At 34.6% G+C, this 24,079-nt stretch carries 20 protein-coding genes and 2 pseudogenes; 11 read left to right on the top strand and 11 right to left on the bottom strand.

All coding sequences use genetic code 11. The features are described 5' to 3' along the window. The first annotated feature begins 9 nt into the window (after nucleotides 1-9). The 3 genes from thiD (at nucleotide 10) to B9Y54_RS06115 (ending at nucleotide 1,897) form a co-directional block, all read left to right on the top strand. Entirely contained in the window at nucleotides 10-837 is an 828-nt protein-coding gene (gene thiD, locus B9Y54_RS06125) for a bifunctional hydroxymethylpyrimidine kinase/phosphomethylpyrimidine kinase (protein ID WP_085559446.1), read from the top strand. A 203-nt stretch (nucleotides 838-1,040) separates the two neighbouring features. Further along, complete coding sequence (locus tag B9Y54_RS06120; RefSeq protein ID WP_090005166.1) at nucleotides 1,041-1,208, top strand: YvrJ family protein; 168 nt, start codon at nucleotides 1,041-1,043, stop codon at nucleotides 1,206-1,208. A 170-nt stretch (nucleotides 1,209-1,378) separates the two neighbouring features. Beyond that, the gene (locus tag B9Y54_RS06115) at nucleotides 1,379-1,897 is read left to right on the top strand and encodes an LURP-one-related/scramblase family protein (protein WP_085559444.1); all 519 of its coding nucleotides are present in this window, start codon (nucleotides 1,379-1,381) and stop codon (nucleotides 1,895-1,897) included. A 92-nt stretch (nucleotides 1,898-1,989) separates the two neighbouring features. Here the strand turns inward: B9Y54_RS06115 and B9Y54_RS06110 are convergent, their stop codons facing one another. Then, nucleotides 1,990-2,544, bottom strand: coding sequence for a GNAT family N-acetyltransferase (locus B9Y54_RS06110; RefSeq protein WP_234987940.1), 555 nt, complete (start codon nucleotides 2,542-2,544; stop codon nucleotides 1,990-1,992). Nucleotides 2,545-2,729: 185 nt separating this feature from the next. Here B9Y54_RS06110 and B9Y54_RS06105 point away from each other — a divergent pair, with 185 nt between their 5' ends. The 3 genes from B9Y54_RS06105 (at nucleotide 2,730) to B9Y54_RS06095 (ending at nucleotide 5,398) form a co-directional block, all read left to right on the top strand. After that, nucleotides 2,730-4,184: an amino acid ABC transporter substrate-binding protein/permease gene (locus B9Y54_RS06105; protein WP_085559442.1), complete on the top strand. Its 1,455-nt coding sequence runs from the start codon at nucleotides 2,730-2,732 to the stop codon at nucleotides 4,182-4,184. Beyond that, on the top strand, nucleotides 4,177-4,908 hold the full coding sequence (locus tag B9Y54_RS06100) for an amino acid ABC transporter ATP-binding protein (RefSeq protein ID WP_085559441.1): 732 nt from the start codon (nucleotides 4,177-4,179) through the stop codon (nucleotides 4,906-4,908). Before B9Y54_RS06105 ends, B9Y54_RS06100 begins: the two co-directional genes overlap by 8 nt. Nucleotides 4,909-5,020: 112 nt before the next feature. Continuing rightward, the gene (locus tag B9Y54_RS06095; protein WP_085559440.1) at nucleotides 5,021-5,398 is read left to right on the top strand and encodes an iron-sulfur cluster biosynthesis family protein; all 378 of its coding nucleotides are present in this window, start codon (nucleotides 5,021-5,023) and stop codon (nucleotides 5,396-5,398) included. Between the two features lie 19 nt (nucleotides 5,399-5,417). Here the strand turns inward: B9Y54_RS06095 and uvrC are convergent, their stop codons facing one another. The 4 genes and pseudogenes from uvrC to B9Y54_RS06065 all read right to left on the bottom strand — a co-directional run bounded on the left by uvrC (nucleotide 5,418) and on the right by B9Y54_RS06065 (nucleotide 10,419). Further along, nucleotides 5,418-7,190 carry an excinuclease ABC subunit UvrC gene (uvrC, locus tag B9Y54_RS06090; RefSeq protein WP_085559439.1) on the bottom strand — a complete coding sequence of 591 codons (1,773 nt, stop codon included), beginning with the start codon at nucleotides 7,188-7,190 and terminating at the stop codon, nucleotides 5,418-5,420. Between the two features lie 241 nt (nucleotides 7,191-7,431). After that, a pseudogene (locus B9Y54_RS12760) lies at nucleotides 7,432-8,775 on the bottom strand (ISLre2 family transposase). A gap of 200 nt (nucleotides 8,776-8,975) precedes the next feature. Continuing rightward, nucleotides 8,976-9,245 (bottom strand): hypothetical protein, encoded by a 270-nt coding sequence (locus B9Y54_RS06070; RefSeq protein WP_234987939.1) that lies wholly within the window; start codon nucleotides 9,243-9,245, stop codon nucleotides 8,976-8,978. Between the two features lie 19 nt (nucleotides 9,246-9,264). After that, nucleotides 9,265-10,419, bottom strand: a complete 1,155-nt coding sequence (locus tag B9Y54_RS06065) for a 3D domain-containing protein (RefSeq protein WP_085559434.1) — start codon at nucleotides 10,417-10,419, stop codon at nucleotides 9,265-9,267. 218 nt (nucleotides 10,420-10,637) lie between these two features. Between B9Y54_RS06065 and B9Y54_RS06060 the strand changes: the two are divergent. After that, nucleotides 10,638-11,045 (top strand): annotated as a pseudogene (locus B9Y54_RS06060) (nucleoside 2-deoxyribosyltransferase). Between the two features lie 233 nt (nucleotides 11,046-11,278). Here B9Y54_RS06060 and brnQ read toward each other — a convergent pair. The 4 genes from brnQ to B9Y54_RS06040 all read right to left on the bottom strand — a co-directional run bounded on the left by brnQ (nucleotide 11,279) and on the right by B9Y54_RS06040 (nucleotide 15,590). Then, the gene (gene brnQ / locus B9Y54_RS06055) at nucleotides 11,279-12,643 is read right to left on the bottom strand and encodes a branched-chain amino acid transport system II carrier protein (RefSeq protein WP_085559433.1); all 1,365 of its coding nucleotides are present in this window, start codon (nucleotides 12,641-12,643) and stop codon (nucleotides 11,279-11,281) included. Nucleotides 12,644-12,821: 178 nt separating this feature from the next. After that, nucleotides 12,822-13,502: an amino acid ABC transporter permease gene (locus B9Y54_RS06050; protein ID WP_085559432.1), complete on the bottom strand. Its 681-nt coding sequence runs from the start codon at nucleotides 13,500-13,502 to the stop codon at nucleotides 12,822-12,824. A 17-nt stretch (nucleotides 13,503-13,519) separates the two neighbouring features. Beyond that, complete coding sequence (locus tag B9Y54_RS06045) at nucleotides 13,520-14,371, bottom strand: transporter substrate-binding domain-containing protein (RefSeq protein ID WP_085559431.1); 852 nt, start codon at nucleotides 14,369-14,371, stop codon at nucleotides 13,520-13,522. Between the two features lie 253 nt (nucleotides 14,372-14,624). Further along, entirely contained in the window at nucleotides 14,625-15,590 is a 966-nt protein-coding gene (locus B9Y54_RS06040; RefSeq protein WP_085559430.1) for a phosphoglycerate dehydrogenase, read from the bottom strand. A 168-nt stretch (nucleotides 15,591-15,758) separates the two neighbouring features. Between B9Y54_RS06040 and B9Y54_RS06035 the strand changes: the two genes are divergently transcribed. Further along, nucleotides 15,759-16,565, top strand: a complete 807-nt coding sequence (locus tag B9Y54_RS06035) for a hypothetical protein (RefSeq protein WP_085559429.1) — start codon at nucleotides 15,759-15,761, stop codon at nucleotides 16,563-16,565. 474 nt (nucleotides 16,566-17,039) lie between these two features. Further along, nucleotides 17,040-18,668: an ABC-F family ATP-binding cassette domain-containing protein gene (locus tag B9Y54_RS06030; protein WP_085559428.1), complete on the top strand. Its 1,629-nt coding sequence runs from the start codon at nucleotides 17,040-17,042 to the stop codon at nucleotides 18,666-18,668. Nucleotides 18,669-18,720: 52 nt separating this feature from the next. Here the strand turns inward: B9Y54_RS06030 and B9Y54_RS06025 are convergent, their stop codons facing one another. After that, nucleotides 18,721-20,175, bottom strand: coding sequence for a DEAD/DEAH box helicase (locus tag B9Y54_RS06025; protein ID WP_085559427.1), 1,455 nt, complete (start codon nucleotides 20,173-20,175; stop codon nucleotides 18,721-18,723). Between the two features lie 310 nt (nucleotides 20,176-20,485). Here B9Y54_RS06025 and B9Y54_RS06020 point away from each other — a divergent pair, with 310 nt between their 5' ends. Together B9Y54_RS06020 and B9Y54_RS06015 are read left to right on the top strand one after the other, a co-directional pair. Next, nucleotides 20,486-21,103 carry an MBL fold metallo-hydrolase gene (locus B9Y54_RS06020; protein WP_085559426.1) on the top strand — a complete coding sequence of 206 codons (618 nt, stop codon included), beginning with the start codon at nucleotides 20,486-20,488 and terminating at the stop codon, nucleotides 21,101-21,103. A 40-nt stretch (nucleotides 21,104-21,143) separates the two neighbouring features. Continuing rightward, complete coding sequence (locus B9Y54_RS06015) at nucleotides 21,144-22,109, top strand: asparaginase (RefSeq protein WP_085559425.1); 966 nt, start codon at nucleotides 21,144-21,146, stop codon at nucleotides 22,107-22,109. Between the two features lie 99 nt (nucleotides 22,110-22,208). Here B9Y54_RS06015 and B9Y54_RS06010 read toward each other — a convergent pair whose 3' ends face one another. Beyond that, nucleotides 22,209-24,035 (bottom strand): ABC transporter ATP-binding protein, encoded by a 1,827-nt coding sequence (locus B9Y54_RS06010; protein WP_234987847.1) that lies wholly within the window; start codon nucleotides 24,033-24,035, stop codon nucleotides 22,209-22,211. Nucleotides 24,036-24,079 lie beyond the last annotated feature (44 nt).

The following is a 24,079-nucleotide window of genomic DNA, read 5'->3' as shown; positions in this document are numbered from 1 at the left end:
GGAATAAGAATGGCAGATATTAAAAGAACACTAACAATTGCAGGAAGCGACTCAAGTGGCGGTGCTGGAATACAAGCAGACCTTAAAACATTTGCTGAATATGGTACTTATGGCCTATCTGCCCTAACCGCAATTGCTACAATGGATCCTGATAACAACTGGAGCCATGGTGTAACAACGATTGACATTCCCGTCATAGAAGCTCAATTAAAAACAATTTTCGCAAGCGATGAGAAAATTGCAGCTGTGAAAACAGGTATGTTACCAAATGTAGAGATTATCACTGTTGTTGCCAAAGCGATCAAAGACAACCAGTTAGAAAATATCGTTATTGATCCAGTAATGGTTTGCAAAGGCGAAGACGAAGTGTTAAATCCAGAAAATGCTAATGCATTACGCGATATTTTAACACCTTTAGCAACTGTTGTGACACCTAATTTGTTTGAAGCAGGTGTCCTTTCTGGTCTCGGAAAATTAACTACACTAGAAGACATGAAAAAAGCTGCTATAAAAATACACGAACTTGGAGCAAAAAATATCGTAATCAAAGGTGGAAAAGCTCTGGCAGGCGATAAAGCTATTGATTTATTCTATGATGGGTCAACTTTCAACGTCTTAAAGAGTGAAAAGATTGCTCCTGCCTATAATCATGGAGCTGGCTGTACGTTTGCCGCAGCCATTACAGCTGGGTTGGCTCAAGGATTAAGCGTTGAAGAATCGATTATAAAAGCAAAAGATTTTGTAACAGAAGCTATTCGTAGCGGATTTAAATACAACCAATACGTTGGTTCTGTTTACCACAGTGGTTACCGCTTGTCTAAACAAGAGACGATTTAATTAACTAACTCGTTTATTGCTCTAAAACCTGATAACTACTTTTAACGATTATAGCAGAACCTACCCTAGTTATTTCTCTATTAGAGTGGGTTCTTTGCTTTATTTCTTCTTGTTTTCTCTTACAGTATTTAACTAAATGGTTACACCTTTTTTTCATCTTTCGTTATCTTTTAGAACGACTAATTTAAGAAAGGAGCATTTATTTGGAAACAAATCCAGAATGGCTATCTGTTATTGTAGAAGTCATTGGTAATCTTGGATTTCCTATTTTTGTCGCTTGGTTTCTTTTACAACGAATGGAAAATAAGTTAGACGAATTAGTTAAAGCTATCCAAGATTTAAACCATGTCTTTAACAATACAAATAGGTAATTGTTAAAGAGTTGAATCAATGCTCTTCGCTTTTTTAGCAGAGATTTCATTAATTCAACTCTTTTTTTATTTTTAACTGTATTCTCATTCGTTGAACTCTTCGTTTTCTCCTATTTTTTTGTTATAATTAAGAAGAAAAAAGAGTTAAAAACTAAATTGAGGTGAGTAAAATGATTCATCTTCATATAAAACAAGACTATGTGTCTACAAAAAATAGCCTAATTGTTTCAGATGAAAAGGGCAAAGAGTGTTATCTCATTGTTGGTAAATGGGGTCGAGTTGGCGATGGATTTTCTCTTTTTGGAATTGACGGCGATTTAATTATTGAAGTAAAACAAACTACCCTCTCTCTATTTCCTAAATTTAATTTGATTATTGCTGGTAAAAAAATAGCGACGATAAAAAAATATCGTGGTCTAAAAGGACCTTATTTCAAAGTTAGTCCGCTAGCTTGGAGTGTAAAAGGTGATTTTAATACTAACCATTATAGGGTTAAAAAGGGTAAAAAAACGATTATGGAAATGGAAAAAACCTATTTATCTTTTGGCGATTCCTATACTCTATCCATTGAACAACAAAAAAATGTACCTATTTGTTTGTGCCTAGCTGTTATCGTTGATCACCTATCGGTGACACGAGAACCTGCTAAAGTAAAGCGACTAAAAAAACAAGCTATTCAATTCATTTAATCCTCTAAAAAATAGGAATGAGGAGTGAGATTATTGACTCCTCATTCCTATTTTTTACTCCTATACTAAAGTGAATTCAGTTTTTGCTATCCTTATTTTATTGTATACTGCATGTGACTGTAGCGATGCTCGATAATCGTACGCTCTCCAACTTTTCTGTAACCCATCTTTTCATATAACTGTTTAGCAGATTCGTTATCTTGATCACAATTTAAGCTAATGATGGTCTCTCCTTGCTTTTTAACAAAATCAGGAAGAGCTGACAGAAGTTCTAACGCAACGCCTTGTCTGCGAAAGTTTGGTGCGGTTACAAGAGTGTCTAAATACCACTCCCCTGATTGAGTTTCTTCATCAGTAAATAATAATCGGGTTTTAAAATTCAATTCTTCCATGATTTTGATCAAAGGTTGATCAATAATAGGTTCTAACTCCCCTTTATATCCAAAACAAACTCCTGCTAATTGATTGTCGCGAACACAAACTATACCATTGCGATAGCCATAGCGATAATGCTCATTCAACATCGCTTCTTGCATCAATTTTTTTAATGATTCTTCAGGCAATTCATTTAATATAGGTAATTCCATATCTTTTAACACGATCCAAATTAAGTCACATAATTCTTTTATATCTTTTTTTTCAGCCATTCTTATCACCTTTTATTTCACTCCTTACTTTCATTTACAACTATAGCTAAGAGTAAGATAAATTTCAACTGAATCATTATTGATGAAAAAACATGTTAGAAGTTCTTACACCGCCAGATGATATAGTGGTTGCAATCTGCTTAAATTTAAATTAGACTATAAAAATATGATAAAGGAGGAAACTTATGACTATTCACAAGCGCTCGTTATTTTTAACAGCAATAATACTATTACTAGGGCTTTTTTCTGCAGCTCTTAACCCGCAAGAAATCTCTGCACAAGCAAAAGATGGTAAATATATTATCGGAACGGACGTGACTTTTGCTCCCTTCGAATACCAAGATACTGACGGAAACTACGTTGGAATCGATATGGATCTTCTAAAAGCTATCGCCCAAGATCAAGGTTTTGAATACGAAGTAAAACCACTTGGTTTTAGCGCCTCTTTACAAGCTCTAGAAACCAATCAAGTCGATGGAATGATTGCCGGAATGAGTATCACAGATGAGCGTAAAGCAACTTTTGACTTTTCAGAGCCCTATTTTGAAAGTGGTGTCGTTATGGCTATCGCTGAATCTGATGAATCAATTAAAAGTTATGAAGACTTAGCAGGTAAGACTGTTGCTGTTAAAACAGGAACAACTGGTTCTGCCTTTGCTGAAACGCTTCAAAAAGATATTGATTTCAAGATAAATACTTTCGAAGATTCAGCAAATATGTACGAAGATGTTCAAGCTGGTAACTCAGACGCTGCTTTTGAAGATTATCCAGTTATGGCATATGCATTAAAAAATGATCGTTTAAAATTAAAAACGCCTTTAGATCCTGAACCGGGTGATAAATATGGATTTGCTGTAAATAAAGATACAAATCCTGAATTACTTGAAATGTTTGATGCAGGACTAATTAATATTAGAGCAAATGGAAAATATCAAGAAATTTTAGATACGTATATTGGTGAAGATGCTGTATCTGCAGCATCAGATATTGGTTTCTTTGGTTTAATCACAGAAAATAGTGGTGAACTATTAAAAGGACTAGGACGTACCTTGATTTTAACTTTTGTCGCATTCGTTATTGCTACAATTGTCGGAGTTATCCTAGGACTATTTAGTGCTTCACCTAACAAAGCACTAAATATTATCGCTTCTCTTTATGTAGATTTATTTCGTGGTATTCCTTTAATTGTCTTAGCCTTTTTCGTTTACTTCTCAATTCCACAATTGCTTGACTTGCGTCTTTCTGCAACGGTAGCTGGTATTATTACATTAAGCTTGAATACCGCTGCTTATATTGCCGAACTTGTTCGTGGAGGGATTCAAGCTGTCGATAATGGACAATTAGAAGCAGCAAGAAGTTTAGGACTTCCTTACAATACTGCCATGCGTAAGATTGTTCTCCCACAGGCAATTAAGATTATGATTCCTTCTTTTATTAACCAATTCGTTATCACTTTAAAAGATACGTCTATCTTATCTGTTATCGGAATAGTAGAATTAACTCAAACAGGAAAAATTATTATTTCTCGTACATTCTCATCAGGAAACATGTGGTTAGTTATTGCTTTAATGTATCTTATTGTTATTACTATCCTCACTAAAATTTCAAATTATTTGGAACGGAGACTAAACAATGACTAAAATAAAAGTAGAAAACCTTAAAAAAAGCTTTGGCTCATTAGAGGTCTTAAAAGATTTGAACGTAGAGATACAAGAAGGCGAAGTTGTCTGCATCATTGGACCTTCTGGGTCGGGTAAAAGTACATTTTTACGTTGCCTTAACCAACTAGAAGATATTTCTGGTGGAAAAGTTACTATAGATAATAATAATTTAAGTGATCATTCAAAAAATATTAATAAAATTAGAGAAAACATCGGAATGGTTTTTCAACATTTTAATCTGTTCCCTCACTTAACCGTATTGGAAAATATTACTTTAGCTCCAAAAGAATTAAAAAATCAAAAAGAAGATGAAATTAAAGCACGTGCATTAGAGTTGCTAGAAACAGTCGGTTTATCTGAAAAAGCTAACGATTATCCGAATTCCTTATCTGGTGGTCAAAAACAACGTGTAGCTATTGCTAGAGCATTAGCTATGCAACCTGATATTATGCTCTTTGACGAACCAACTAGTGCGTTAGATCCTGAAATGGTTGGAGATGTATTAGAAGTTATGCAACTCCTCGCTCGTCAAGGCATGACCATGGTTGTCGTTACTCATGAGATGGGCTTTGCCAAAGAAGTAGCTGACCGTGTTATCTTCATGGATGCTGGTTATATTGTTGAAGAAGGGACTCCTGAAGAGTTATTCAATTCTCCTAAGAATGAGCGTACGAAAGACTTTTTAAATAAAATTTTAGTATAGAAAAAACTTTGTCCATTCAAATGGGCAAAGTTTTTTATTTCTTTAAGTTTTGTCATTGGATTTTAATCCACATTTACGTTACCATTAAGTGAAGCACAAGGAGGAATAAATAATGTTTTTAACACTAACAAAAACGGCTCAAGAACGGATTTCTTTAGCGAAAAAGTTAGCTACTGGCAATCTTATTCTCTATTATGAATCTAACATTGGTTGTGTTTGTGGGAATAGCGGCTTATTTACCTTAAAAATAACGCAAAAAGAAGATCCTGAAGTAGATTCTTTCATTAGCACAACGATTGGTGATTTGCCTGTCCAAGGATGGAGTTTAGATTTCTTAGACAACGATTTAAAACTTGATTTTGATCAAAAAAAATCTGCTTTAATCCTACGAGGCGAGAGCGGTTTAATCAATGCGAACGTCCTATTGATTAATGATTCAGGTCTCTCTGTATTTACGCTACATTCGTATAAAAAAGAAGAAAACCATTAATAGGGTTTTCTTCTTTTTGTTAGTCTAATTCATTTTTTATTCTTTCTGCTACTTTAGTTGGAATACCTAATCCTATAATTTCTTCAATATCTGCTTCTTTAGCTTTTTTTAAAGATTTAAATTGTTTTAAAATCTTTGTTCTCGTTTTAGGTCCTACTCCATCTATTTGATCTAGTTTTGAGGAAAGACTATTTTTGTTTCGCAATTGCCGATGAAACGTAATCGCGAAGCGATGAACTTCATCTTGAATCCGTTGAACTAGATAAAAAGCTTGGCTTGTTGGTTTTAAACTAATTTCCTCATGATTTTCTCCATAAATTAAAGAAGACGTACGGTGTTTGTTGTCTTTAACCATACCCGCTACTGGTATAGTCAATCCTAATTCATTTTCTAAAATATTGATAGCTGCATTTACTTGTATTTTACCTCCATCCATCATTATCAAATCAGGAAGTGGTTTACCCTCTTTTAACAAACGCTCATACCGTCTTCTTATCACTTCTTCAGTCGTTGCTAATTCATTGCTTCCATGGACTGTTTTAATTTTGTATTTACGGTAATTGCTTTTATTTGGTTGCCCATCTTCAAAAGAAATCATTGCAGAAACAGGGTTGGTTCCTTGGATATTGGAATGATCAAAAGCCTCAATTCGTGTAATATAAGGCAAGTTCATTGCAGCAGATAATTCTTTTATTGCACCGATTGTTTTTCGATCATCCATTTCAATCAATTTAAACTTTTCATTTAACGTAATCTCACTATTTTTAGTTGCAAGATCTAGCATATCTTTTTTGCGTCCCTTAACAGGGATTCTTACAGATATTCCCAAAACTTCTGCTAAAATAGCGGTATCCATTTCGTCAGGAACTAAGATTTCCTTGGGTAGGATATGATTTTCTTCTTGATAAAATTGGACGATATAAGAAGATAACTCTTCTTGTGGGGTATCGTAACATGGAAAAATAGCTGCTTCTCGTTTGATTAAAGTTGCTTGTCGGATAAAAAAGACTTGGATAGAAATCCAGCCTTTATTCATATAAAAACTAAATACATCTCGATTTGTGTAGTCATTTGTAATAATATTCTGCCTTTCGACAGTTGTTTCTATATACTGAATCTGATCTCGGTATTCAGCCGCTCTTTCGTATTGTTGTTCGCTAGCTGCTCCAATCATTTTAATCCGCAATTCTTTTTTTACAGCCTTAACTTCGCCATTCAAAAATCGTTTAATATTTTCTATTTGCGCTTTGTATTCTTCAACCGGTACTTTGTGATCACAAGGCCCCATGCACTGTCCTATATGGTAGTAGAGGCAAGCTCGTTTTTGAGAGCCATTACACCGTCTTAGCGGATAGATTTTTTGAATAAAGTGCTGTGTTTCACTTGCTGCATAGACGTTAGGATACGGCCCAAAGTAAATCCCTCCATCTTTTTTTACTTCAGAAGAAATAATCAATTGAGGATCACGCTCATTCGTAATTTTTAAATAGGGATAGCTTGTTCCTTGTTTTAATTTTATATTATATTTAGGCTGGTGTTTTTTTATTAACGTAATTTCTAATAATAAGGATTCTTTATCTGTTCCTGTAATGATCGTTTCAAAGTCAACGATTTCTTTTACAAGTAATTCCGTTTTCCCTTCATGGGTTCCTTTAAAATAAGAACGAACACGATTTCGCAAATTTTTAGCTTTTCCAATATAAATGATTTCATCGTCGCTGTTTTTCATAATGTAGCATCCAGGTAAGTCAGGAAGCAATTGCAACTTATTATTAATGTGTTCTCTCGTCATTTTTATGCCTCCTATTGCTTTTAGACAACTTAAACGTTATCAGCTTACAACTCTCTTTATTATTTGTAAAGACTTATGCTTTATCTCGATAGTGTCAACTTATTGTTGGAAAAAAATAATGATACCTGGTTAAAGTATTTTACTCCGTTTATGCAATGCCTACCGCACTTCGTTTGCTTCATCTGATAAATAAGTAAAAGAAAATTTCTTTTACTTATTTATCAGATCCATTTGAAAACCTTTATTTTCCTCGTAAACTTTTTAATACAATACTTAATGATGTTTTTTTACTTTGCGTCAATGCAGGAAGATTACCAGATACACTTTGGAATTGTTGCTCATATTTTCGATTGACTCGTTTATCTAATTTTTCAATCGTTGTTCGATGAGTATAATCTTTTCTTTCCTTTTCTAGACCCTCTTTTATATCGCCTCCATTAAGCGTATAAGCTCTTAGCTTGGCAATGTGTTCCGCGCCTGTTAGGCTCCAACCTAAGGGCCTAGAACTTAATCGTGCAGATAGAACATGGCTCACGTGACCTTCGGCACTGCATCCAAAATAATCTGGATTGTTTTGATTTTGAATAGCCGTCCAGTGTCTAAAAATCTACCTTTTAGACTCTAATAAAGCAATCCTTTCAGAATCGTTTAACTCATCATCTAATCGTGTTTGATAAAATAAGTGAAGGAGATCTTTTTGACCTTTTACTATCCATCCGTAGAGGATGGAAAACCACTCTTGGTGACCCACGCAGGCTTTTTTAATGTACTTTATTAAATGGAAACTATCTAGGATAAATGTACTATTTGGAATGATTTTAGCTCCTGCTTTAATACAGGGAGCGCCATCTCCAGAAAGATAAATGTGTTTTACTTTCTCTAAATCATACGCTTCATCAAGATAGTCTAACACTGAGAACCATCATTCTTCATTATTTGGGTAAAGCCCAGTAAAGTAACGTTTCCCTTCCAATTCTATTCGCTTAGCTGTACCAACCACTTGTTTGCGACCTTCATAAACATACACAAGTTTCATAAACCGATTTTTACCATCTTGATAGGCAACGTGGTCTTCATCTGCTTCAATATATAAAACATCCACTATTTTTTTCTGTGAAGGAATAGCGACCTCAGTAGGTTCTAATAGATGTTTATGAACGACGTTCATGACGGATGTGCGGCTACGAATAGAAATAGCCTTAAAACTATCGATTGTTTTTTGGTAGGATAAATCTTTCACTCTTTCTAAAATCTCAGCTTCTAATCCTAAGTCCATACGACTATGAGGAGCTAAGTCTAAATGATCGTCTACTAGATAGGTAAACTGACCACTTTGTTTATTTTTATAGTACGTCCGTTTTAGGACGACGTCTCCCATAGTAGTAGAAAGTCGTTTCTCATCATTCTTCCGTTGAACATGCCAGGCTTCTTTTCTTCCTGGATAGTGTTTTAGAGAACCATCTAAGTTTTCAATGAAGTCTTCTACTAAAGCAATACCAATTTGATTCATCGATTCTTGGACGTCAGAAATAAGATTATGGAAAGCCAATTCTTTCTTTTGTGTTAAATCTAAATTTTTTACCATTGTTTCACTGATTTTTTCAACTGCATACTGTATAATGTCCATTAAGGAACAACTCCTGTTCTATGTTTTTAGTGGTAAAAACAGTTTAACACAGGAGTTGTTTCTTTTTTTTAGTTTCCAACAATTATTTTACACTAACCTTTATCTCAAAAGAAAACAAAAAACGACAAAAGTTATTTTGTCGTTTTGCTTATTGACTTCTATTTTTTCGATTGTCCAAAAAGAAACAAATTATTAGCCGTACTATAATCACAGTAACCAACTAGAACTTCTTGATAAACGTATTTTTTCCCTAGTTTAACTTGCTCGGTTTGAACTTTTTCTTGAATATCTAAAGCAATCTTTTGGTATAATTCTTCAATACCCTCATTCGTGATCGGACCGAATTTTTCTTCCCAAGCCTCTAAAAAAGCTGCTTCATCATTATCCTGATAAAAATCAATATCTACTTCTTCAGTCAACTTATTCACCCATTCTTTCATTTCATACTTAATTTAAAACTCTGATTGTAATCGTTCTTCTACCCCATGATAGTGCTTGTCCTACTGTTGAAAAATGAATATCGATTTTATTTCCTTTTATTGCTCCACCAGTATCTCCTGCAATAGCAACACCATAACCTGGTATTTCAAGCATAGTTCCTAATGGAATAACGCGCGGATCTACTGCAATAACCATTGGATTTTGCAATAAATTGATTCCGGTTGCAGTATGTGTACTTAATCCCGGTTGTGCTGTAGAGTAGCCTGTTGCTGATACAACCATCGTCCTACCTGAAGATGTTGTTGAAATTTCTTGCTTGTTCTCAGTTTTTGGTTGTGCTGTGTTTGGTTGTGCTGTGTTTGGTTGTGCTGTGTTTGGTTGTGCTGTGTTTGGTTGTGCTGTGTTTGTGTTCACTGAAGCACTTGACTCTTTTTCTATGTTCACTTTTACAGCTATTTGTGAAGACTCAGCTTTCTTAGCTGCTTCTTGTGCTAATCTTGTTTCTTGTGCTAATTTTGTTTCTTCTGCTCTTTTTTCTGCATCTAATTTAGCTAAGCTTTCTTGATTTGTATCCATCGTTTTTTGTAAACTAGCAACTTGGTTATCTAATGCAACTTTTTGCTTTTTCGAATCCTGCGTTTGCTCTTCTAACACTAATGCTTCTGTGTTTAATTTTTCTTGAAGAACAACTAACTTTTCTTGCTCTTCTTTTGCGATATTCATTTGATCATTTCCAGCAGATTGCAATGTCACTAAAACGTAAGCACGATTAAATAAATCTGTCACACTTTCTGATTCAAATAATGACACAACTACATTTTGATTCATTTCAGAAGTCTGAATTGTCTGCAACCGATTTTGAGCTTGTTCTAGACGAGCAGCAACCACTTCTTTTTGCTTTTTAACTTCTGCTGTTGTTTGTCCAATTGTTTCTTTTTTCTTTTCTATTTCGATTTGTAAGTTTTCAAGTTCTGTATTTTTTTCGTTTACTTTTACTAATGTTTGACTAATTTCATCATCTAATTTCACCATTTTTTCTTTTTCTAACAACGACTGTACCTCTATTTTTTCTAACTTCGTTGCTGCAAAAACGGTATTAGGAACTGCTCCTAGCAATAAAAATACCATCATTGAACTTATGAATAGTTTACTGAATTTCATAGATTTACAATCCTTTCATCTCACTTTTTTTATATTCGCTCATTTTTCTACCTCTATTAGTATAACGGATATAATTCATAAGTATGTTTCAAGAGAATTACTTTTTGTTACAAATCGGATTTAAGCTATCCTGTTTTTGTAACAATCGTATTAGGAGGATTGAAAAAATGACAAAGAAAGCTTATTTTGCAAGTCCATTATTTTCAGGAATAGAATGAATGTATGATCAGTATCTAGTGAAAAAAACAAGAGTGTTGCATCCTAAATTAGAACTTTATGTTCCCCAATAACAAATGAAAATCGACGATAAAAATGCCTATACTGACTCTCTCATGATTGCTAAAATGGATACAAATCAACTAATAACCATCACTTTATGAATGCTGTTTCAGATGGTGTATTTATTGATATAGGGTTTACAACAGAGATTGGCGTGGCTTACCAAGCCGGAATACCTATCATTGGTTTGTACACAGACTCTGGGCAACAAGGAGCTACAAATCAAAAGAACTTGATGCGTTACAGACGATTGCGGAATCACATTTTTTTACGTCAACCTTTATATAGTTGGTATCGTGAAGAAAAATGATATCCTTGTCAACTCTACTGAAGACCTTTTAGAGTGAATGAAATCTTATTGTTAAATAAGAACCTTTTACTCATCAGTCATTTGTAAAAGAGCACGTTCTTGTATTATTTATCAAACGATTTTACTTTTTTTTTACATTATTTAGCTTTAATTACAATTGTGTTACGATATTTCGTTAGTATTTATCATTTTCATATCGCTTATTTTATTTTTTAAAGCAAAGTAAAAAACAAAAACTCCTTATAAAAGGTCGTTTTTGTTTTTTACTTTTTATTTAGGATTCGGTTTCGTGACTAAACTGACGGTCCACCCAATAATTAACCCGATCATTGCTGGCAATAACCATCCCATGCCATTTTCAAAGAATGGTAAGTATGTTTTATAAAATACTAATATATTTTGAATAATAGCTATATCGCGAATTGTATCTGGTAAAGCATTTAACATATCTGCAATACTAACAAAAAGCGTTAGAATCGTTGTTGTAACATAAACTACTTGACGATTTTTAAATAAGTGCGAGATTAAGGCTAATAAAATTAACGTGATAGCCAAAGGATATAAGAACATCAACACAGGAATAGAATAACTAATAATTTTTGTCAATCCAACATTCCCTACTAAACAAGCTACGATACTAAAGATAAAAACATAAGTTTTGTAGCTAAATGAATTAGGGAACATTCCATGGAATGTTTCTGAGCAAGCTGTAATTAGTCCAATAGCTGTTTTAAGACAAGCTACGGTAACGATAATAGCTAATAAAATACTACCTAATGAACCAAAATAATAATGAGAAATTTGCGTCAAAGCAATGCCACCATTTTCAGAAACAGGAAAGCGCCCAACACTCATTGTACCCAGATAAGCTAATCCTGCGTAAATAAGGCCCATTAGAATCATGCTAATTAAACCAGATTTAATGGTATCTCTTGCTATAGCTGCAGGTTTCGTAACACCCAATCCTTTAATCGTTTGCACGACGATAATACCAAATGCTAATGAAGCTAAAGCATCCATTGTATTATAGCCTTCGGTAAAGCCGCTCGAAAATGGAGCTGTTCCATAATCTCCAGTAATAGGCGCTTTTAAGATGCCGCCTAAAGGCTTAATAAAGGCTGTAATCATTAACACACTTAAAAATACTAAAAATAAAGGATTTAATACTTTTCCTACGTAAACCAATATTTTAGTAGGTTTTAACGAAAGCAATAAGGCTGATCCAAAAAAGGCTAGTGTAAAGACTGCTAATCCTACAGTCTGATACTGTTCTCCAATATAAGGAGCCAGCCCGATTTCATAAGAAACAGTCCCCGTTCTTGGTAAAGCAAAAAATGGTCCAATCGTTAAGTACAAGGCTGTTGTCATGAAATAACCATAGTAAGGATGAATCCGGCTAGATAACTCAAACAATCCACTACTATTAGAAACCCCTATTGCAACGACTCCTAAAAAAGGCAATCCAATACCAGTAATTAGAAATCCTAGTGTTGCCCAATTAACGTTCGAACCTGCAAGTTGACCCATGTGTACTGGGAAGATTAAGTTACCTGCACCAAAAAATAAACCGAACAACATTGAACCAATATAAAGATAAGAAGAAAAAGTTAATTTCTGTTCATTTGTTTCTATCATATGATACTCCTCTTTAAGATACTATTTTTAGTACTTATGACTATATCCTTTTTTGACAACGACTTCAAGAAAGAATTAGTCAAAAACTCATTTATTTGTTTGATAATAAAAAAAGGAATAAAAATAACCTCAAAAAAAATTCTTTTTTAAGGTTATCTTTATTCGTCAAAACTTACTGTCAATTTGTATAAACGGCCATTCTTTTTTCAAGAACATCTTGAAAGAGAGCGAAGATGCTGCAAATCGCCCAATAAACTAAAGCTACTAAAATATACATCGTCATGTAGTCAAATTCTCTTCCACCAACAATCTTAGCTTGTTGAAAGATTTCAGGAACAGTGATCATTGCTGCCAAAGCTGTTCCTTTAATTAAATCCAATAAAACATTGCTTAGAGGTGGAACAGCTATTCGCATCGCTTGAGGAATAATAATTTTCCGCATCACTACTGGCCATTTTAATCCTAGAGCGTAGGCTGCTTCCCATTGTCCTTTATCAACTGAAATCAATGCTGAGCGTAAAATTTCAGCAATATAAGCACTCGAACTTAGGCTAAACCCAATAATTGCTGCATTTACAGCTGAAAATTGAATCCCTATAAAAGGGAACCCAAAATAAAGGATAAATAACAAAACAAGCAACGGCGTACCTCGCATAAAAGAAATATAAATTCTTGCGATTATACTGGCTAGTTTCCTCTCTGACATCCGCATAATAGCTAATAGAAATCCGATTGCCAGACCTATTGTCATGCTCGTTACTGAAATCCCTAAAGTGTATCCTAGCCCTTTTAATACATAAGGCAAACTATTCCAAGCCAAAACAGGATCAAAAATGTATTGCCATTGGATATCAAGCATCCTTACTCACCGTCTTTCTACTCCTTAAATTCAATTTCAGGAAAATCATAGTCTATTTGTTTGGTCACATCTTCGCCTGCGTAAAATTCTTTAGACAGTTCTGATAATGTGCCATCAGAAATCATCTCTTCTAACATTGCATTTACCTTTTCTGTTAACTCATCGTTGCCTTTTTTCATTGAGTAATTTGTTTCAGAAGGATTATAAAAAATATCGTGTACTTTTACTTGGATCTCTGGCAATGCTGCCACTGCTAATTTTTGAGAATAGTAATCATTCAAGATAACATCTGTTCGTCCATTCGCTACATCGCTTAGGTACTGGTCATTTGTTGCATTATCATAAATAACTTCTTCTGATCCAAAATGACGAGCAACTTTCATATAAGAGGTTGTCGCTGCACCGGCTGCTTTTTTCCCTTTTAAATCTTCTAAAGTTTTAATCCCTGAGTCGTCTGATTTTCTAACAACCATTGCGCCATAAGAGTATTTATAAGGAATAGTGTAGTTGTATTTGTCTGCGTCTTCCCCATCACGATCAATTCCCATCGCTGCCACATCAATGGCTCCACTATTAACAGAAGTTAACATACCATCTACTCCCATTTCAGTAAATTCTATTTCTAAATCCAATCGATTGGCAACTTCGCGAATAATCTCGACTTCATACCCCGTTAATTTATCTGTATCTTTTTCATGGAATGAATTAGGATAAAGGGTTCCTGATGTCGCAACCTTTAAAATGCCACTTTCTTGTATCCCTTCCCATGCTGTTTGTTCATTTTGATTGTCGTTTTTTTCATTCGAGCTACAAGCCCCTAGTGTTAAACTTACAGCTGCGATTAATCCTAAAATTAGTTTCTTTTTCATCTTTATCTCGCTCCTCAATGATTCTCTTTTTATTCTTCTACTTAGCTAGATTAACAACCCTTTGTACGACAGTCAAAGAAACAAGAAATAAAACAAGAATAAGTGCTCTTTTTTAAAAATGAACTTTATAAAAACTAACTATACAGGCTTTTTCAGCACATTTTAAAAAACAATATTGTTTTTTAAAGAAAAGTTATTCTGCTTAAAATAAGAAGTCTATTACTTAAAGACCTCTCTTCTTTCACTTTATTCGTTAATACTTCTTTTCATAATCCACAACATTTACCGGTAATAATTTATTTTGCATATAGGCTTTTAAATTTTCTTCAAATAAAACAAATAAGCGTTTTTTAAAACCTTCTGCTATACCGGATATATGTGGTGTAATAAGTACATCATCACGAACCCATAAAGGACTATCCTTTTCTAGTGGCTCCTGTTCGAAAACATCTAAACCTGCAAAGGCTACTTTTCCATTATTCAAAGCCCTAATTAAACTTGGAACATCCACTGATGGTCCACGTCCGACATTTAAAAAGAGTGTTTTATATTTAAATGAATCAAACAGCTCATCGTCAAAAAAACGACTCGTTTTCTTTGTTAGCGGTAGGATATTCACAACTATATCTGCTTTTGATACTTGTCGGATCAACTCTTTTTGATCATACATTTCATCCATGTAGTCGACTGGATGTCCGGTACTGTTTATTCCAATTGTTTTCATATTAAAGGCTTTTGCCATTCGCCCAATTTCTTTTCCTATTTTTCCTGTACCAACAATCATAATTGTTTTTCCATGAAGTTCTATCAAGCTTTCCGTTTGATTCCAGGTACTTTTCTGTTGATTTCTTATGGCTTCTTGAATTCCCCTGGTATAAGTTAATAGCATGCCAAAAACAGATTCTGCAATAGGGATGCTATGGATTCCACTGCCGTTTGTTAATACAACGTTTTTTTTCTTTAAACCCTCTAAATCTAAAAAATCTACTCCAGCAGCCTGACCTTGAATCCACTTCAAATCGTTCTTTTGATTCGCTAACAATTCTTTACTTCTCTGGCCTTTCCACCCATAGATTATTTCAATATTCTCTAATGGAAAGTCTAGCTCTTCTTTTTTGTCCCACCCCTTAATTAATTCGTAGTTAGGTGCTAGTTGCTTGATTCTATCCATTTGTTCTTTCGTTGTTTCATAAGCTAACCAAATCCCTTTTTTTATCATATCTATTAGCCCCTTTATGATTTTATTTAACTGTATTGTCTCATTTCCTACTAGAATTACCAATTATCCTATTCTATTTCATTATTTTTTCTCATTCTCATTCCGTAACTTCATCTAAAAATGATACAATAGATAAAAGAGAAAGCCGGATTGAAAGGGGGTAGTAAAATGGATTTTGAACACATATTAACTACTAAAATTACCATTAATGGTGTCTTTCAAGATTTTCAACTTTATAGCGGTAAATTCTATTTGTGGCTGTCAACTAATGAATTAGCTATTTATGATTGGAACAAATGGGTGAGACATCTAGCTTTTGTGGATCGAACCATTTATTTTGAACCTCAACCTACCGAACAGTTAACATTGAAACTTGAAGCATTAGAGCCATTTAAAGAAAAATCGATCTTTTTTTCAGAACCTATCTATGACAGTGCTATTTTTGATCATGTCTTGTACTATTCTGATGCTTCTGGGTTTTATCGCTATTCATTAATTGCTAAAGAAGCAAAAAAAGAACACCTTTCTTCTATTCCAATGTACCAAATCAATCTTTCTAAAAACGGGAGAATGGCTCTAGCAGCTGCTGAAAAGGGCTTATTTGAATGCTTAGTTTCTTCTTATTATTTATTTAATGAACCAGTCCATCAGCTGAACCCTAGATTAGTTCAATTGAGTACGCGTTACACGAGTAAAACAGAATGGCAAAACCATGATTTAATTCAGTATGGCGAGAATCCTCAAGTAGATACTTATCTATTAAAAATGAGTGAGAAGAAGGGTTTATTGCAACTAGTAAAAGGTGAACCTATTTATTCAACTATAAAAAATCACACTGCATCTATTCAGGAACTGCCACTTTCTTTGTCATTGGACAAACCTTCTATGGATAGTGGTGTGTTATTTTCTTTTGAAACAGATAAAGTCACTTTAAAAAAGATCCGCTTTATCGTTCTAAACATATTCAAATTTTAACAAGATTAGAAACAGAATCAAAAGAAGAATTTGATTCTTTAGATGACTTAGTTATCCATGAAACAAACTCTTTATTAACTATTCTCTTACAAAACACCAAGTTATTATCTTTAAATTCATCTCCTATAATAAACTGGCGTATTTATAGTCGGACTCGTAATTACCGCAATCAAGTGCATCTGCTTTATGAAAATAAAGTCGTTTTATATTTATTTACTGAAGTTAAACGTTAAGTCTACCATTTTTAGATAGCCTATCCAATGCAGGTAAACTAGTAAATAAGTTTAAAAGGTAATTTTATTTAGAGATAGATAAACCTATTTGCTATTTAGAAACGCTGTTCTTTGTTTGTAAAATAGGCTTTCTCATCAGGTTTCATCGAAATAATGGAAATAACTTTTTTAGCATAGATTTCAGTCTCTATCCATGTTAAAATAGGCTAGATATACTATAGAATAGAGGTAAATAAAATAAATGATTACAGTATCTAATGTTAGTTTAGAATTTTCCGACCGCAAGTTATTCGATGAAGTAAATATTAAATTCATCCCTGGCAACTGCTATGGCTTAATTGGTGCAAATGGTGCAGGAAAATCAACTTTTTTAAAAATTTTATCTGGTGAAATTGCACCTTCAACTGGAAATATTGCACTTGGCCCCGACGAACGTTTGACGACTTTGAAACAAGATCACTATGGTTATGAAGAATACACCGTTTTAGAAACGGTTATTATGGGACACGATCGTTTGTATGAAATCATGAAAGAAAAAGACGCTGTCTACATGAAAGAAGACTTCACAGATGAAGATGGGATTCGTGCTGCTGAATTGGAAGGCGAATTTGCAGAGTTAGATGGTTGGGAAGCTGAACCCCAAGCGGCTGTTTTACTGCAAGGTTTAGGCATTTTAGATAATTTACATGACACTAAGATGAGCGAATTATCTGGAGGACAAAAGGTTAAAGTTCTTTTAGCCCAAGCCCTTTTTGGTAAACCTGATGTTCTTTTACTTGATGAGCCTACGAACGGTCTAGACAAGTTATCAATTGAATGGTTAGAGGAATTTTTAATTAATTTCCCTAATACCGTTATTGTTGTTTCCCATGACCGTCACTTCTTGAATAAAGTTTGTACTCATATGGCTGACGTTGACTTTGGTAAAATTAAAGTTTTTGTTGGAAACTATGACTTCTGGTTGGAATCAAGTCAATTAGCTAGTAAATTAGCTGGTGATGCAAATGCCAAAAAAGAAGACCAAATCAAAGAATTACAAGACTTTATCGCTCGATTTAGTGCAAATGCCTCTAAATCTAAACAAGCGACTTCACGTAAAAAAACGTTGGAAAAGATTACTTTGGATGATATCCAGCCTTCTTCACGTCGTTACCCATTTGTTGGTTTTTCTCCGGATAGAGAAATCGGAAATGATTTAATCCGTGTGGAAAATATTTCAAAAACAATTGATGGCAAAAAAATATTGAGTAATATTAGTTTTGCTTTAAACAAAGACGACAAAGTTGCTTTCACTAGTATGAATGAGGCAGCCATTACGGTTCTTTTCAAAATTATTATGGGTGAAATGGAGCCTGACTCAGGAACCTTTAAATGGGGTGTGACCACTTCTCAAACTTACTTGCCTAAAGATACTACTTCAGAATTCGAACAGTCTGATATGATGATAGTCGATTGGCTACGTCAATTTGCTTCACAAGAAGAAAGCGACAATACTTTCTTGCGTAGTTTCTTAGGCCGTATGCTTTTCTCTGGCGAAGATGTTTTGAAAAAAATTGGTGTGCTTTCCGGTGGCGAAAAAGTTCGTTGTATGTTATCAAAAATGATGTTGAGTAAAGCGAACGTATTAGTCTTAGATGATCCAACAAATCACTTGGACTTAGAATCTATTACTGCCTTAAACGATGGTTTGATGACCTTTAAAGGCGCGATGTTATTTGCTTCACATGATTATCAATTCGTTCAAACGATTGCAAATCGTATTATCGAGATTACTCCTAACGGGGTTGTTGACCGTGCAGATACGACTTATGAAGCGTTCTCAGAAAATAAAACTGTTCAAGAACAAATAAAAGAACTTTATGCTAAATGATTTAGTGTAAAAAAAACCACGGCCAACTGTTCAGTTGGCCTGTGGTCTTTTTTTATTTATTTGCATTTGCTTTATGGACTTTTAATTGCTTGCCTTTAATGGTTCGTTCTTTCATTTCTTCAATGACTCTCGGGCCTTTGCCATTTAGTACTTCTACATACGTAACATTTTCTTGAATCGTAATGATCCCGATGTCGTCTGCTTTTATACCCGGGATATTTGTTAAGGTTCCAACGAAATCCACCGCTCTTAATTTTTTCTTTTTGCCGCCATTAAAATAAATCTTAGTAATGCCACGGTTCAATTCTTTATTACGAGCTGTTTTTACTATTAAACGCTCTTGCATTTTCTTTTCAAATGCAAATTTCTTTGATTGAACGAAACGATTATTCGGTGGTGTAATTTCTGTGATTTCTTGTTGGGCATAGGCTCTAACTTCTTGCCACCAAGGTCTTTCTTTTGGTGTTACTAAGGTTAAAGCTGTTCCTGTTTTCCCAGCACGTCCTGTTCTTCCTGTGCGGTGAACAAAACTTTCTTTTTCTACAGGTACATCGTAGTTAATGACATGTGTGACGTTATCAATATCAATTCCACGAGCTGCTACATCAGTCGCAACTAAATAACGGAATTTTCCTTTTCTGAAATCGTCCATTACACTAAAGCGATCTTCTTGTACCATGCCGCCATGGATCTTATCAATCGTTAAGCCAGCTTTGTTCAAGAAGAGATACAACTGATTAACTGCTTCTTGTGTATTACAAAAAATCATACAACTATCTGGATTTTCGATTGTCAACAAATCTAACAGTTGCTCTGGTTTCTTATCAGGCTCAACTTTTATATAAGATTGAACAATTTGTGGTTTAGATTCTTCTGTTGCTTCAATTTTAACCGATACTTTGTCAGCCTTCATATAGAAACTAGCTAATCGTTCAACTTCTGCTGGCATTGTTGCAGAGAACAAGAGTGTCTGACGTTCTTCTGGTAAAAATTCAATAATGGCCGCCATTTGATCAATAAAGCCCATGTTTAACATCTCATCTGCTTCATCAATCACTAAATAACGTAATTTATCCACTTTAAAGGTCCCTTTTTGTAAATGGTCCAACACTCGACCAGGGGTTCCAACAACAATGTGGCTTTTTTGTTTCAATTCTGATTTTTGCGTTTCAAAAGAAGATTTCCCAAAAACAGCTGTTGCTTTTATTCGCTTTAAGCGACCAATATTAGTGATATCTTCTTTTACCTGCAACGCAAGTTCTCTTGTCGGTACCAAAACTAACGCTTGTGGATGATTTTCTTCCCATAAGACATTTTCACATAATGGGACACCATAACTAACTGTTTTCCCACTACCCGTTTGTGATTCAACAATCACGTCTTTTTGTGCTAATGCTAAAGGCAATACTTCTTCTTGAACAGCAGTTGGCTTAAAGTAACGCAAACTTTCTAATGCATCAATTAGCTCTTGTCCTATCTTAAATTCTTCAAACCTATTTCTTTTCATAATAACCTCACTCATTTGTTTTATTTTTATCAGTATAACAGGATTTACATTTAAATATAGCTTTTTATTCACTAACTTAATTGTCTCTCACAATTCAGACTGTAAACTTCTTCTCAGTGTATAAATAAAGACAAAATAGGAATCCTTTCTTTTCAAATACCAGACTCATTTCTAACCCATTAGTTTAAATTATAGCATTCATTTAAAGAAAACTAAATGAAAGCTCCCTAATCTTACGTTTTACAGAACTGTTGATTTAAGTTTTTTTCAAGTATACTAGTTGTAAATGGATATGAGAGGGGTCATATAAATGACTGAAATCAAACAATTGGTTACTGGAACAATTGAAGAAAATTGTTACATTATTTATCAAGATAAAACGGCTTTAATTGTTGATCCGGGAGCAGACTTTCCAAAAATCATGCAAGTCATTGAAGTTTTACAAGTTGTACCTGTCGCTATCTTATTAACCCATTGTCATTTCGATCATATTGGAGCATTAGAACAGACTCGCTCAACGTATAACATTCCTGTTTACGTTAGCTCATTAGAAAAGAATTGGCTAATGAATCCTGCACTGAATCTTTCGAATTCACTTTTACAACCTATTATTGCTCAACCAGCTGAGTTTGAGTTTGATATGATCAAAGAGTATACCTTTGACGGACTGGCATTTCGTGTCGTTCCTACTCCAGGGCATTCTCCTGGTGGAGTTAGTTTTATTTTCTCTGATTTCGTTGTTACAGGTGATGCTTTATTTAAAAATAGCATCGGTCGTTCTGATTTGCCATTTAGTCATTCAGAAGATTTAATAACTGGCATCAAAGAGCAACTATTTGTATTAGCCAATGACATGCGCGTTTATCCTGGACATGGGCCACACACAACTATTGGACAAGAAAAACAATTCAATCCTTTTTTTAATTAACACTTAGCTTTCAACTTTACCGATAAGGAGGACGATTTATTTGAAAACAATCTTGGTTCTGCATACAGGAGGAACAATCGCCATGAGTGAAGACCAAACTACTGGTAAAGTTCGTCCAAATGCAGAAAATCCTCTACAAAAGCACAGTCATTTATTTGATAAAGAAGCTCATTTAATAGTAGAAGATTTTTTCCAGCTGCCTTCTCCTCACATCACTCCTAAAGAAATGCTGACCTTAAAAAACCGTATAGAACAAGCTATTCTATTAAAAGAAGCTGACGGTGTCGTGATTACTCATGGGACCGATACTTTAGAAGAGACAGCTTACTTTTTGGATTTGACACTCAGTCACGCTTTGCCCATCGTTATCACTGGTGCTATGCGTTCAAGCAACGAAATTGGTTCAGATGGTTTATATAATTTCCAAAGCGCTGTTTGGGTAGCTTTATCTGAAGAAGCCAAAAATAAAGGTGTTTTAGTTGTTATGAATGATGAAATTCATACCGCTCGTTACGTAACAAAGACACATACTTCAAATGTTGCTACCTTTCAGACTCCTACATTTGGTCCAATTGGTTTAATTTCTAAAAATGAGGTTTTATTTTATCAAAAACTCATTACAGAAGAGCAGTTTTCTATTTCTTCAGTCGATAAGAACGTGTACGTGCTAAAAGCTTATGCTGGAATGGACGGCATTCTTTTTGAGGCTTTAAACAAACCTGAAACAGATGGATTAGTTATTGAAGCTTTGGGTGCCGGTAATCTGCCACCTGCTGTTTTGCCGGCTCTCTATCGTTTACTAGATAAACAGATTCCTGTTGTCTTAGTTTCTCGCTCATTTAATGGGATTGCACAAGATGTCTACGATTATTTAGGCGGTGGAAAACAACTGCATGAAGCAGGAGTTATTTTTACCAATGGCTTAACTGGTCCTAAAGCACGAATCAAATTAATGGTCGCTTTAGATACCACTAAAGATCCAGCTGAAATTGCTCAGTATTTTTAGTGCTCTTTTCTTAAATTAAATAAATAAAAAAACTCAGATAAGTATATCTTGAGTTTTTTTGCTTATCACTATTGGTTCGTACGTTGAAAAAGATTGGTATTAGGATAACAATCCTTGTCCTTTAGCAAATTCTCGGTATAACAAATGAGACTCAAGTAATTCTTGATGAGTACCCATCCCAGTAATGCGACCTCTTTCTAAGAAAACAAGTTGATCTGCTTCAACAACTGTCGATAATCGATGGGCAATAATCAACGTGGTACGTCCTTTCATCAGTCGTTGCAATGCTTCTTGCACATGTGTTTGAGAGCCACTGTCTAGATTAGAGGTTGCTTCATCCAATAACAAAATTTCAGGATTATTTAACAAGGCTCGTGCAATAGCAATTCGTTGGCGTTGACCACCAGAAAGCTTCATACCTCTCTCTCCAACAAGCGTTTCAAATCCATTCGACATTTCTTCAATAAATTCTAATGCATTTGCTGATTGTGCCGCACTTTTTACTTCTTCTATTGACGGTCGATTTGCTAATCCAAAGACAATATTATCCATAATCGTTCCACTCAGTAAAGGACTCTCTTGAGAGACATAACCGATTCGCTTTCGCCAATTAGACAATGCAAGAGCAGCGATTGGTGTTCCCCCTAAACGTATTTCCCCAGCTGTCGGCAGATAAAATCGTTCTAACAGTGAAAAAATAGTTGTCTTTCCTCCACCACTCGGTCCTACAAATGCAGTAATCGTACCCGGTTGTACTTGGAATGAAATATCTTTTAATACTTCTGCACCTGATTCGTAAGAGAAATAAACCCCTTCGAAACACAACGCTCCTTCAGAAATAACCGTTATTCCATCCGCTTGTTCACTAGCCATATCAAGAATCTCCTGGATTCGTTCTGTTGCTCCAACGGCTTTTTGAAAAATAGTGAAAACTTGAGTCATTTGTGCAAAAGGTACAATAATCTGGAATAATAAAAAGATGATAGCAACCAAAGTTCCTGCACTCAAAAGACCTTTTGACACTTGCGCTCCACCATAACCTAGGATAACAACAACAATACTCATCATAACCAGCGTCATCACTGGTGAGATAATGGATTGGATTTTTGCTTCCTTTAAGCCAAACAAAAATAACGAATGAATGGCTTTTTCCCCTTTTTCACCTTCTTTAGATTCAGCTTGATAAGCCTTTACTAAACGAATGTCGCCTAATACTCTACTGAGATGTCCAGATAAAGTGGCCATCTCTGTTTGTGTTGCTCGAGCGATTTTATACATGATGTTCCCAAGCGGTAAAATAATGGCTAAACTAATGGGTATGCTCGTTAACATTAAAAGGGTGATTTTCCAATCCAGATACAAAAGGATACCTACCGCACCAATAATCGAAATCATTCCTGTAATAAATGAAACGAGATGCTCTGAGACGAGTTGTTTTAATCGTGATGTATCTTGTGTGATACGACTCATCGTTTCTCCCGTTTCATTATCATCGTAATAAGAAACAGGTAACCTAAGGACTTTATTCCATAATTTAATCCGTAAATCTGCAACAATCGTTTCGCCTATGTACGCTAATAAATAAAGCGAAAGTCCACCCAATAAACCTTGTAAGACGAAAACGGCAAATAGAAAGAAACCCGTTTGCCAATTAAAAGAGGCTGTTGTTAAGGAATCAACTAGCTCTTTTGTTACTAATGGAATAGCTAGACTTGCACCCGTTGAAAATAAAGACAATAAAAAAGCAAGTGCCATTCTCCCTTTCGGCCAATTGAGTTGATTCATCAGAAAAAGAAATTTTTTTATTGAACCTTTTGTTTCACCTTTATTTTCCACAATATATCCTTCTTCCTCAAGTGTTTTTCGAGTTTTATTCATTTTTTTAAAACTCATCTCGTTTAGTCCTTCTGTAAGTTCTCTATTCATCCAATATACCTTAACTTGATACGAAAAACTAGAACAGAAAAAAG

This window comes from Carnobacterium iners (assembly GCF_900177385.1).
In the GTDB taxonomy this organism is placed as follows: domain Bacteria; phylum Bacillota; class Bacilli; order Lactobacillales; family Carnobacteriaceae; genus Carnobacterium_A; species Carnobacterium_A iners.
Note: the sequence above shows the minus strand (reverse complement) of the source record. Positions and strands in the feature narration are given on the sequence as shown.

What these genes read in the sequence shown, in the direction of transcription:
- thiD (WP_085559446.1), top strand. Translation starts at nt 10, where the DNA reads ATGGCAGATATTAAAAGAACACTAACAATTGCAGGAAGCGACTCAAGT.
- B9Y54_RS06115 (WP_085559444.1), top strand. Translation starts at nt 1,379, where the DNA reads ATGATTCATCTTCATATAAAACAAGACTATGTGTCTACAAAAAATAGC.
- B9Y54_RS06110 (WP_234987940.1), bottom strand. Translation starts at nt 2,544, where the DNA reads ATGGCTGAAAAAAAAGATATAAAAGAATTATGTGACTTAATTTGGATC.
- B9Y54_RS06105 (WP_085559442.1), top strand. Translation starts at nt 2,730, where the DNA reads ATGACTATTCACAAGCGCTCGTTATTTTTAACAGCAATAATACTATTA.
- B9Y54_RS06100 (WP_085559441.1), top strand. Translation starts at nt 4,177, where the DNA reads ATGACTAAAATAAAAGTAGAAAACCTTAAAAAAAGCTTTGGCTCATTA.
- B9Y54_RS06095 (WP_085559440.1), top strand. Translation starts at nt 5,021, where the DNA reads ATGTTTTTAACACTAACAAAAACGGCTCAAGAACGGATTTCTTTAGCG.
- uvrC (WP_085559439.1), bottom strand. Translation starts at nt 7,190, where the DNA reads ATGACGAGAGAACACATTAATAATAAGTTGCAATTGCTTCCTGACTTA.
- B9Y54_RS06065 (WP_085559434.1), bottom strand. Translation starts at nt 10,419, where the DNA reads ATGAAATTCAGTAAACTATTCATAAGTTCAATGATGGTATTTTTATTG.
- brnQ (WP_085559433.1), bottom strand. Translation starts at nt 12,643, where the DNA reads ATGATAGAAACAAATGAACAGAAATTAACTTTTTCTTCTTATCTTTAT.
- B9Y54_RS06050 (WP_085559432.1), bottom strand. Translation starts at nt 13,502, where the DNA reads ATGCTTGATATCCAATGGCAATACATTTTTGATCCTGTTTTGGCTTGG.
- B9Y54_RS06045 (WP_085559431.1), bottom strand. Translation starts at nt 14,371, where the DNA reads ATGAAAAAGAAACTAATTTTAGGATTAATCGCAGCTGTAAGTTTAACA.
- B9Y54_RS06040 (WP_085559430.1), bottom strand. Translation starts at nt 15,590, where the DNA reads ATGATAAAAAAAGGGATTTGGTTAGCTTATGAAACAACGAAAGAACAA.
- B9Y54_RS06035 (WP_085559429.1), top strand. Translation starts at nt 15,759, where the DNA reads ATGGATTTTGAACACATATTAACTACTAAAATTACCATTAATGGTGTC.
- B9Y54_RS06030 (WP_085559428.1), top strand. Translation starts at nt 17,040, where the DNA reads ATGATTACAGTATCTAATGTTAGTTTAGAATTTTCCGACCGCAAGTTA.
- B9Y54_RS06025 (WP_085559427.1), bottom strand. Translation starts at nt 20,175, where the DNA reads ATGAAAAGAAATAGGTTTGAAGAATTTAAGATAGGACAAGAGCTAATT.
- B9Y54_RS06020 (WP_085559426.1), top strand. Translation starts at nt 20,486, where the DNA reads ATGACTGAAATCAAACAATTGGTTACTGGAACAATTGAAGAAAATTGT.
- B9Y54_RS06010 (WP_234987847.1), bottom strand. Translation starts at nt 24,035, where the DNA reads ATGAATAGAGAACTTACAGAAGGACTAAACGAGATGAGTTTTAAAAAA.